This is a genomic window from Streptococcus sp. 959 (assembly GCF_013277075.1).
Classification (GTDB): domain Bacteria; phylum Bacillota; class Bacilli; order Lactobacillales; family Streptococcaceae; genus Streptococcus; species Streptococcus pseudopneumoniae_C.
Map to the genome: position 1 here is coordinate 23,612 of NZ_VMMF01000008.1, position 10,413 is coordinate 34,024.

7 protein-coding genes and 1 tRNA gene are annotated in these 10,413 nt (G+C 41.1%); 7 read left to right on the forward strand and 1 reads right to left on the reverse strand.

Going from position 1 to position 10,413, the window contains the following annotated elements; translation table 11 throughout:
- Positions 1–80: 80 nt before the first annotated feature.
- The 3 genes from pdxS (at position 81) to HT717_RS02670 (ending at position 3,831) form a co-directional block, all read left to right on the forward strand.
- A complete protein-coding gene (gene pdxS / locus HT717_RS02660) occupies positions 81–956 on the forward strand; it encodes a pyridoxal 5'-phosphate synthase lyase subunit PdxS (protein WP_000138517.1) in 876 nt (291 codons plus the stop codon).
- Positions 957–1,544, forward strand: a complete 588-nt coding sequence (gene pdxT / locus HT717_RS02665; RefSeq protein ID WP_049539682.1) for a pyridoxal 5'-phosphate synthase glutaminase subunit PdxT — start codon at positions 957–959, stop codon at positions 1,542–1,544.
- A 952-nt stretch (positions 1,545–2,496) separates the two neighbouring features.
- The gene (locus HT717_RS02670) at positions 2,497–3,831 is read left to right on the forward strand and encodes an Nramp family divalent metal transporter (protein WP_004260041.1); all 1,335 of its coding nucleotides are present in this window, start codon (positions 2,497–2,499) and stop codon (positions 3,829–3,831) included.
- Between the two features lie 78 nt (positions 3,832–3,909).
- Here HT717_RS02670 and HT717_RS02675 read toward each other — a convergent pair.
- A tRNA-Ser gene (locus HT717_RS02675) sits at positions 3,910–3,997 on the reverse strand.
- 161 nt (positions 3,998–4,158) lie between these two features.
- Here HT717_RS02675 and HT717_RS02680 point away from each other — a divergent pair.
- The 4 genes from HT717_RS02680 to HT717_RS02695 all read left to right on the forward strand — a co-directional run bounded on the left by HT717_RS02680 (position 4,159) and on the right by HT717_RS02695 (position 10,147).
- On the forward strand, positions 4,159–4,899 hold the full coding sequence (locus tag HT717_RS02680) for a DeoR/GlpR family DNA-binding transcription regulator (RefSeq protein ID WP_000920654.1): 741 nt from the start codon (positions 4,159–4,161) through the stop codon (positions 4,897–4,899).
- Positions 4,896–5,807: a 1-phosphofructokinase gene (gene pfkB / locus HT717_RS02685; protein WP_049539148.1), complete on the forward strand. Its 912-nt coding sequence runs from the start codon at positions 4,896–4,898 to the stop codon at positions 5,805–5,807. Before HT717_RS02680 ends, pfkB begins: the two co-directional genes overlap by 4 nt.
- Positions 5,804–7,756 carry a fructose-specific PTS transporter subunit EIIC gene (locus tag HT717_RS02690; RefSeq protein ID WP_049539149.1) on the forward strand — a complete coding sequence of 651 codons (1,953 nt, stop codon included), beginning with the start codon at positions 5,804–5,806 and terminating at the stop codon, positions 7,754–7,756. The genes pfkB and HT717_RS02690 overlap by 4 nt, the downstream gene beginning before the upstream one ends.
- A gap of 87 nt (positions 7,757–7,843) precedes the next feature.
- Positions 7,844–10,147 (forward strand): DNA translocase FtsK, encoded by a 2,304-nt coding sequence (locus HT717_RS02695; RefSeq protein WP_080982857.1) that lies wholly within the window; start codon positions 7,844–7,846, stop codon positions 10,145–10,147.
- The last annotated feature ends 266 nt before the right edge of the window (positions 10,148–10,413 follow it).

Here is a 10,413-nt window from a genome sequence, read left to right on the forward strand (position 1 = left end):
GTTTTTTTTATCTTGTGATTCCTTCTGTTCTGAATTAAAATGAAATGGTAGCTACCAATATAAATGATGAGGAAAAAGAAATGACTGAAAATCGTTATGAATTAAATAAAAACTTGGCACAGATGCTCAAGGGTGGGGTTATCATGGACGTTCAGAACCCTGAACAGGCACGTATTGCAGAAGCTGCTGGTGCGGCAGCTGTGATGGCCTTGGAGCGGATTCCGGCTGATATCCGTGCAGCTGGTGGTGTTTCCCGCATGAGTGATCCAAAGATGATTAAGGAAATCCAAGAAGCAGTTAGTATTCCAGTGATGGCCAAGGTCAGAATCGGGCACTTTGTTGAAGCTCAGATTTTAGAGGCTATTGAAATTGACTATATCGATGAGAGTGAAGTTTTATCTCCAGCAGACGACCGTTTCCATGTGGACAAGAAAGAATTCCAAGTTCCTTTTGTTTGTGGTGCTAAGGATTTGGGTGAAGCCTTGCGTCGTATCGCTGAAGGTGCTTCCATGATTCGTACTAAAGGAGAACCGGGTACAGGAGATATCGTCCAAGCTGTTCGCCATATGCGTATGATGAATCAAGAAATCCGTCGCATTCAAAATCTACGTGAAGATGAACTCTATGTTGCTGCTAAGGACTTGCAAGTCCCTGTAGAATTGGTTCAATATGTCCATGAACATGGGAAATTGCCAGTTGTAAACTTCGCAGCTGGAGGCGTTGCAACGCCAGCAGATGCTGCGTTGATGATGCAATTAGGGGCAGAGGGGGTCTTTGTCGGTTCAGGTATTTTTAAGTCAGGCGATCCTGTTAAACGAGCGAGTGCCATTGTTAAGGCTGTGACTAACTTCCGTAATCCTCAAATCCTAGCTCAAATCTCTGAAGATCTAGGAGAAGCCATGGTTGGTATAAATGAAAATGAGATCCAAATCCTCATGGCTGAGCGAGGAAAATAGATGAAAATTGGAATATTGGCCTTGCAAGGTGCCTTTGCAGAACATGCAAAAGTACTAGATCAATTAGGTGTTGAGAGTGTTGAAATCAGAAATCTAGATGATTTTCAGAAACATCAGAGTGACTTGTCGGGTTTGATATTACCTGGAGGTGAGTCTACAACCATGGGCAAGCTCTTACGTGATCAGAACATGCTGATTCCCATTCGTGAAGCCATTCTATCTGGTTTACCAGCCTTTGGAACCTGTGCAGGCTTAATTTTACTGGCTAAGGAAATCACTTCTCAGGAAGAAAGTCATCTAGGAACTATGGATATGGTGGTCGAGCGTAATGCTTATGGGCGCCAACTAGGAAGTTTCTACACGGAAGCAGAATGTAAGGGAGTCGGTCAGATTCCAATGACCTTTATCCGTGGTCCAATTATCAGCAGTGTTGGAGAGGGTGTAGAAATTCTAGCAAGAGTTGACGATCAAATCGTTGCAGCCCAAGAAAAAAATATGTTGGTAACTTCTTTTCATCCAGAATTGACTGATGATGTTCGCTTGCACCAGTACTTTATCAATATGTGTGACAAAAAGATAGTGGAATAAAAAGTGATAAATCAAGTTTCGATTCGCTTTTTCCAAAGAATCATTTTTTAAGTCATCTGACAGTATTCTGTGAATTTATATTTATTTACGATAAATTAGAAAAGAATGATCGTTGGAATAAAGCTTATATACTGAATATAGTGTTCAAGTGTCTTTTATTGGGAGCACTTTAGAGGATGGAGTTAAAATACTATTCTATACTCCTTAATACTCTTCGACAATCTCTTCAAACCACGTCAGCTTTATCCGCAACCTCAAAGCGGTGCTTTGAACAACCTGCGGTTAGCTTCCTAGTTAGCTCTTTGATTTTCATTGAATATATAGTGGTTTGAAATAAGATGTGTGCAACTTGATTAGGGAAATCAAATTAATTTCTAGAAATGTTTTAGTATCCACGATGTACTATTCTAGTTTCAATTTACTATAAAAATGATGTATGGGATTGGTCAAAAAGAACACTTTGAAAATAGCAAAAAACGAGTATCTCTACAGATGGAGATACTCGTTCTATTATGTATAAAGCTATGAGTCTGTCGTCCTACGTAAGGTGCGCGTCGAAGGTTATACCTAAAAAAACTCCAAACGCGATACAATAAAGGGGATTAAGCCAATTCTAAAGATTTTTTAAGAGGTAAGTGATGAGTTAAGATCAATGGTGTTTTAACAAGGTGAAAAGGGTCAGTACATTTTACAACGTTTTTTATTTTATTCTTTGGTATTCTTTTGCAAAAAAAGAATACAACATTTTGTTGGATCCTAAATATTAAATCAAGTCCTGAATTTTCTTAAGTTTTTATCATATTTTCTGTTATAATTAAGGTGCCTTAAGAAAAATAATGAAAAAACCAAATGTTTTTCATATAGTTTTCATTGTTTTAATAGTTTAAAGTCAATCTTATTTTTCTCTAATAGAAAATAATGAAAAAGTAGGTTTAGAAAGAGGTAAGTATCTATGTCTTCTCATAAAAAAGTGTCACTCTCTGAGATTAATCAATCTATCGATACTCCAAATAACAATCATTTCTGGCAAAATTTAAAGGCCTTTTTAGGTCCGGGTGCTCTTGTTGCAGTTGGTTATATGGATCCAGGAAACTGGATTACCAGTGTAGTCGGTGGTGCTTCCTATAAGTATAGTCTCTTGTTTGTTATCTTGATTTCATCTCTCATTGCCATGCAACTTCAGCAGATGGCAGGAAAGCTTGGTATTGTAACCCAGATGGACCTGGCTCAAGCAACGGCTCATCATTCACCTAAATGGCTTCGTTATAGTCTATGGGTGATTTTAGAATTAGCCTTGATGGCGACAGATCTGGCAGAAGTTCTAGGTTCAGCGATTGCTCTCAATCTTCTCTTTAAGATTCCGATTATGATAGCAATTCTCTTGACCGTGTTGGATGTTTTTCTCTTATTGCTTCTGATGAAATTTGGCTTTAAGAAGATTGAAGCTATTGTGACAACACTGATTTTAACCATTCTAGCAATTTTTACCTATCTGGTAGCTTTGTCACATCCAAGCTTCCAAGGAATCGTTGAGGGTTATCTACCGAATGCAACCTTATTTGAAAGTCCCTTGCCAGGGCATGAAAGTCAATTAACCTTGGCACTAGGGATCGTGGGAGCAACGGTTATGCCCCATAACCTCTATTTGCATTCTTCCTTGTCTCAAACTCGGAAAATCAATCACAAGGACAAGAATGATGTTCGAAAAGCCGTGCGCTTTATGACCTGGGATTCAAATCTCCAATTATCCTTGGCCTTTGTGGTTAACTCCCTTCTATTAATTCTCGGGGCGGCTCTCTTTTTCGGCCATGCATCTGAGATTTCTGCCTTCTCTCAAATGTATAATGCCTTGCAGGATTCTACTATTGCAGGAGCTATAGCTAGCTCGACCTTATCAACCTTGTTTGCCTTGGCTTTATTAGCCAGTGGTCAAAATTCGACAATTACGGGTACCTTGACTGGACAAATCGTTATGGAAGGTTTCTTGCATATGAGATTACCTCAATGGTTCATTCGTTTGGCAACTCGTCTCTTTGCCTTGTTGCCTGTCATGATTGTAGCGGTTCTGTTTGGTCATCAGGAAAAAACATTGGATCAGTTATTGGTTTATTCACAAGTCTTTCTTTCGATTGCTCTTCCATTTTCAATCTTCCCACTGATTTATCTAACTTCTAAGAAATCACTGATGGGAGAATTTACCAATGCCAAATGGAATACCATCCTTGGCTATATCGTTTCCATTATCTTAACAATTCTCAATGTGAAATTGTTATTTGATATTTTCTAAGAAATTCACCCGAGTTATAAAACAAGCATATAAGAAAAAAGATACCCAAGATTTCTTGGGTATCTTTTTTAAAATAAACGGAAGACATGGGATTCGAACCCACGCACGCTGTTACACGCCTACCGCGTTTCCAACACGGCCTCTTAAGCCTCTTGAGTAATCTTCCAATACTTACTCAAATAGTCTACCATAAAGGCTCTTATCTTGCAATAAAAATTTTGGAAATAAGAAAAATGATAGATTTTGAAAGAAAATGACAAAAAGCGCTTGACTTTGAAAGAAAGTGTGATAGAATGAATAGTGTAAACGATAACAGGAGGTGATTCAGTGTTAAAAACAGAGCGGAAGCAACTGATTTTAGAGGAGTTAAACCAACATCATGTAGTTTCTCTAGAGAAATTAGTTAGTTTGCTAGAAACGTCAGAATCAACGGTTCGAAGAGATTTGGATGAATTGGAAGCTGAAAACAAGCTTCGTCGCGTGCATGGTGGAGCAGAATTGCCCCATTCCTTGCAGGAAGAAGAAACCATTCAAGAAAAATCTGTCAAAAACCTTCAAGAGAAGAAGTTGCTGGCTCAGAAAGCAGCCTCTCTCATCAAGGAACAAGATGTCATCTTTATCGATGCTGGAACAACTACAGCCTTTTTGATTCATGAATTGGTCAATAAGAATGTTACAGTCGTGACCAACTCGATTCACCATGCAGCTCAGTTGGTTGAAAAGCAGATTCCGACTGTCATGGTTGGAGGAAGTGTCAAGATGGCGACAGATGCGAGCATCGGGGGAGTTGCTCTTAACCAGATTAACCAATTGCACTTTGACCGTGCCTTTATCGGGATGAATGGTGTAGATGATGGCTATTATACGACTCCTGATATGGAGGAGGGAGCTGTGAAGCGAGCTATTTTAGAGAATGCCAAACAGACCTATGTCTTGGTGGATTCGTCAAAAATTGGACAAACTTGCTTTGCTAAGGTAGCACCACTCAAACGAGCTATTGTTATCACAAGTCAAGGGCATGAGCTCTTGCAGGCTATTAAGGAGAAAACGGAGGTAATAGAAGTATGATTTATACAGTCACACTTAATCCATCCATTGACTATATTGTCCGTTTGGACCAAGTCCAAGTCGGTAGTGTCAATCGAATGGATAGTGATGATAAGTTTGCTGGTGGGAAAGGAATCAATGTCAGTCGTGTTTTGAAACGCTTGGATATTCCAAATACAGCGACGGGATTTATCGGTGGCTTTACTGGTAAATTTATTACAGATACTTTGGCAGAGGAAGAAATCGAGACACGTTTTGTCCAAGTGGCAGAAGATACTCGTATCAATGTTAAAATCAAAGCAGACCAAGAGACAGAAATCAACGGAACGGGTCCAACTGTTGAACCAGCCCAGTTAGAAGAGTTGAAAGCTATTTTGTCTAGTTTGACTGCAGAAGACACGGTTGTATTTGCGGGTTCAAGTGCTAAAAATCTAGGCAATGTTATCTATAAGGATTTGATTGCCTTGACGCGTCAGACGGGTGCGCAAGTGGTTTGTGACTTTGAAGGCCAGACCTTGATTGATAGTTTGGAATACCAACCGCTCTTGGTCAAACCAAACAATCATGAACTTGGAGCTATCTTTGGAGTGAAACTCGAAAGTTTAGATGAAATTGAGAAATACGCTCGTGAGTTACTGGCTAAAGGTGCTCAAAATGTTATTATCTCTATGGCTGGTGATGGTGCTCTTCTTGTCACATCTGAGGGAGCTTACTTTGCTAAACCAATCAAAGGGACAGTCAAAAATTCAGTTGGGGCTGGTGATTCTATGGTTGCTGGATTCACAGGTGAATTTGTCAAATCAAAAGACGCAGTAGAAGCCTTCAAATGGGGGGTTGCTTGTGGAACAGCAACCACCTTCTCAGATGATTTGGCAACGGCGGAATTTATTAAAGAAACATATGAAAAAGTTGAGGTAGAAAAAAGATGAAAATTCAAGACCTATTGAGAAAAGATGTCATGTTGCTAGATTTGCAGGCAACTGAAAAAACTGCTGTCATCGAAGAGATGATTAAAAGCTTGACAGACCACGGTTATGTGACGGATTTTGAAACCTTTAAAGAAGGAATTTTGGCGCGTGAAGCTCTCACTTCTACTGGTTTGGGTGACGGAATCGCAATGCCTCACAGTAAGAACTCTGCTGTCAAAGAGGCGACTGTTCTCTTTGCTAAGTCAAACAAGGGTGTTGACTATGAGAGCTTGGATGGACAAGCAACCGACCTCTTCTTTATGATTGCAGCTCCAGAAGGTGCTAATGATACTCACTTGGCTGCCTTGGCAGAATTGTCTCAATACTTGATGAAAGATGGATTTGCTGACAAACTCCGTCAAGTAACATCAGCTGATCAAGTTATTGACCTCTTTAACCAAGCTTCAGAAAAAACGGAAGAGCCTGTTCAAGCACATGCTAATGAATCTGGTGACTTTATCGTGGCTGTTACAGCTTGTACGACAGGTATTGCCCATACTTACATGGCTCAAGAAGCCCTTCAAAAAGCGGCTGCTGAAATGGGTGTTGGAATTAAGGTCGAAACCAACGGTGCTAGCGGTGTTGGAAACCAACTAACTGCTGAAGACATCCGCAAGGCTAAAGCTGTTATCATAGCAGCAGACAAGGCCGTTGAAATGGATCGTTTCGATGGCAAACCTTTGATCAATCGTCCAGTTGCTGACGGCATCCGTAAAACAGAAGAATTGATTAACTTGGCTCTTTCAGGAGATGCTGAAGTCTACCGTGCTGCTAATGGTGCAAAAGCTGCAACAGCCTCTAACGAAAAACAAAGCCTTGGTGGTGCCTTCTACAAACACTTGATGAGTGGTGTATCCCAAATGTTGCCATTCGTTATTGGTGGAGGTATCATGATTGCCCTTGCCTTCTTGATTGACGGTGCTTTGGGTGTTCCAAATGAAAATCTTGGTAATCTTGGTTCCTACCATGAGCTAGCTTCTATGTTCATGAAAATTGGTGGAGCTGCCTTTGGTTTGATGCTTCCAGTCTTTGCAGGTTATGTTGCCTACTCTATCGCTGAAAAACCAGGTTTGGTAGCAGGTTTCGTGGCTGGTGCTATTGCCAAAGAAGGTTTTGCTTTTGGTAAAATTCCTTATGCAGCAGGTGGTGAAGCAACGTCAACTCTTGCAGGTGTCTCATCTGGTTTCCTAGGTGCCCTTGTTGGTGGATTTATTGCAGGTGCTTTGGTTCTTGCTATCAAGAAATACGTTAAAGTTCCACGTTCACTTGAAGGTGCAAAATCAATCCTTCTATTGCCACTTCTTGGAACAATCTTGACTGGATTTGTCATGCTAGCTGTTAACATCCCAATGGCAGCAATCAACACTGCTATGAATGACTTCCTAGGCGGTCTTGGTGGAGGTTCAGCTGTCCTTCTTGGTATCGTTCTTGGAGGAATGATGGCTGTTGACATGGGTGGACCAGTAAACAAAGCGGCTTATGTTTTTGGGACAGGTACGCTTGCAGCAACTGTTTCTTCAGGTGGTTCTGTAGCCATGGCAGCAGTTATGGCTGGAGGAATGGTTCCACCACTTGCTATCTTTGTTGCAACTCTTCTTTTCAAAGATAAATTTACTAAGGAAGAACGTAACTCTGGTTTGACAAACATCATCATGGGCTTGTCATTTATCACTGAGGGAGCGATTCCATTTGGTGCCGCTGACCCAGCTCGTGCTATCCCAAGTTTCATCCTTGGTTCAGCAGTAGCAGGTGGTCTTGTTGGTCTTGCTGGTATCAAACTCATGGCGCCACACGGAGGAATCTTCGTTATTGCCCTTACTTCAAATGCTCTCCTTTACCTCGTTTCTGTCTTGGTAGGAGCAATCGTAAGTGGTGTGGTTTATGGTTACCTCCGCAAACCCCAAGCATAAAAATTAGCTATAAAATTGAAGGATTGTACTGTTTGGTGCAATCTTTTCTCTTTCCGAAATGGATTTGAAATATGGTATAATAGAAGAATGGCAAACAAGAATACAAGTAAAACAAGACGGAGACCGTCTAAAGCAGAACTCGAAAGAAAAGAAGCGATTCAACGAATGTTGATTTCGCTTGGAATCGCGCTTTTATTGATTTTCGCAGCCTTCAAATTAGGGGCTGCAGGTATAACCCTTTACAATCTAATTCGCTTGCTGGTGGGTAGCCTAGCTTATCTGGCAATATTTGGCATCCTACTCTATCTCTTCTTTTTCAAGTGGATACGAAAACAGGAAGGGCTCCTATCTGGCTTTTTCACCATATTTGCAGGTTTGCTCTTGATTTTTGAGGCCTACTTAGTTTGGAAATATGGTTTGGATAAGTCGGTATTAAAAGGGACTATGGCTCAGGTTGTGACTGATCTGACTGGTTTTCGAACGACCAGTTTTGCTGGTGGAGGATTGATTGGGGTTGCTCTTTATATGCCAATCGCCTTTCTCTTCTCAAATATCGGTACTTACTTTATTGGTTCTATCTTTATTTTAGTTGGTGCACTCCTAGTCAGTCCTTGGTCTGTTTACGATATTGCTGAATTCTTCAGTAGAGGCTTTGCCAAATGGCGGGAAGGTCATGAGCGTCGAAAAGAGGAACGCTTTGTCAAACAAGAAGAAAAAGCTCATCAAAAGGCTGAGGAAGAGGCTAGATTAGAGAAAGAAGAGGCTGAAAAAGCCTTACTCGATTTGCCTCCTGTTGATATGGAAACGGGTGAAATTCTGACTGATGATGTTGTGCTTGACGTTCCACCTTTTCCGGAAGAAGAGTGGGTGGAACCAGAAATCATCCTGCCTCAACCTGAACTTGAATTCCCTGAACAGGAAGACGGTTCTGATGATGAAGATGTTCAGGTCAATTTTTCAGCTAAGGAAGCCCTAGAATACAAACTTCCAAGCTTACAACTCTTTGCCCCAGATAAACCAAAGGACCAGTCTAAAGAAAAGAAAATCGTCCGAGAAAACATCAAAATCCTAGAAGAAACCTTTGCTAGCTTTGGTATCAAGGTAACAGTTGAACGGGCTGAAATTGGACCATCAGTGACCAAGTATGAAGTTAAGCCAGCAGTGGGTGTAAGGGTTAACCGCATTTCCAATTTAGCAGATGACCTCGCTCTAGCCTTGGCGGCCAAGGATGTCCGAATCGAAGCACCTATCCCTGGTAAATCCTTAGTTGGAATCGAAGTACCTAACTCCGAGATTGCGACTGTATCTTTCCGTGAACTATGGGAACAATCTCAAACAAAAGCAGAAAATCTCTTGGAAATTCCTTTAGGAAAGGCTGTTAATGGAACCGCAAGAGCTTTTGACCTTTCTAAAATGCCCCACTTGCTCGTCGCGGGTTCAACAGGCTCAGGGAAGTCAGTAGCTGTTAATGGCATTATCGCTAGCATCCTCATGAAGGCGAGACCTGAACAAGTTAAATTTATGATGGTCGATCCCAAGATGGTTGAGTTGTCTGTTTACAATGATATTCCCCATCTCTTGATTCCAGTCGTGACTAATCCACGCAAAGCCAGCAAGGCTCTGCAAAAGGTTGTGGATGAAATGGAAAATCGTTATGAACTCTTTGCCAAGGTGGGAGTTCGGAATATTGCAGGTTTTAATGCCAAGGTAGAAGAGTTCAATTCCCAGTCTGAATACAAGCAAATTCCGCTACCACTCATTGTCGTGATTGTAGATGAGTTGGCTGACCTTATGATGGTGGCCAGCAAGGAAGTGGAAGATGCTATCATCCGTCTAGGGCAGAAGGCGCGTGCTGCAGGTATTCACATGATTCTTGCGACTCAGCGTCCATCCGTTGACGTCATTTCTGGTCTGATCAAGGCCAATGTCCCATCTCGTGTCGCTTTCGCAGTTTCATCAGGGACAGATTCCCGTACTATTTTAGATGAAAATGGAGCAGAAAAACTGCTTGGTCGAGGTGACATGCTCTTTAAACCGATTGATGAAAACCACCCAGTTCGTCTCCAAGGCTCCTTTATCTCGGATGACGATGTCGAACGCATCGTAAACTTCATCAAGGCTCAGGCAGATGCGGACTACGATGAGAGCTTTGATCCAGGTGAGGTTTCTGAGAATGAAGGAGAATTTTCAGATGGTGATTCTGGTGGAGATCCGCTTTTTGAAGAAGCCAAGGCTCTAGTCATTGAGACCCAGAAAGCCAGCGCATCTATGATTCAGCGTCGTTTGTCAGTTGGATTTAACCGTGCGACCCGTCTCATGGAAGAGCTTGAGATGGCAGGTGTCATTGGTCCAGCTGAAGGTACCAAACCAAGAAAAGTATTGCAGCAATAAATTTCTCTTTGTCACTTATATTGAGTTTAACAAAAGATAAAATTGGAGAGGATAATCGTTAGAATTCATTGATAAAGTCATCACTTGATGGCTTTTTTCTATACTATAGTGAATCGAATCTAGAATAGTACAATACTACTTCTAAAACATGAAATTAATTTGAATTTCTCAATAAACTTGTTCACATCTTGTTTCAATCTACTATATATCAAGATGAAACGGATTTAGAGTTTCTTTTAGATATATGGGCTCTATAATATTTGTAG

Bases quoted from the DNA above. Each gene is read 5' to 3' on its own strand.
- pdxS (WP_000138517.1), top strand. From the start codon at position 81: ATGACTGAAAATCGTTATGAATTAAATAAAAACTTGGCACAGATGCTC.
- pdxT (WP_049539682.1), top strand. From the start codon at position 957: ATGAAAATTGGAATATTGGCCTTGCAAGGTGCCTTTGCAGAACATGCA.
- HT717_RS02670 (WP_004260041.1), top strand. From the start codon at position 2,497: ATGTCTTCTCATAAAAAAGTGTCACTCTCTGAGATTAATCAATCTATC.
- pfkB (WP_049539148.1), top strand. From the start codon at position 4,896: ATGATTTATACAGTCACACTTAATCCATCCATTGACTATATTGTCCGT.
- HT717_RS02690 (WP_049539149.1), top strand. From the start codon at position 5,804: ATGAAAATTCAAGACCTATTGAGAAAAGATGTCATGTTGCTAGATTTG.
- HT717_RS02695 (WP_080982857.1), top strand. From the start codon at position 7,844: ATGGCAAACAAGAATACAAGTAAAACAAGACGGAGACCGTCTAAAGCA.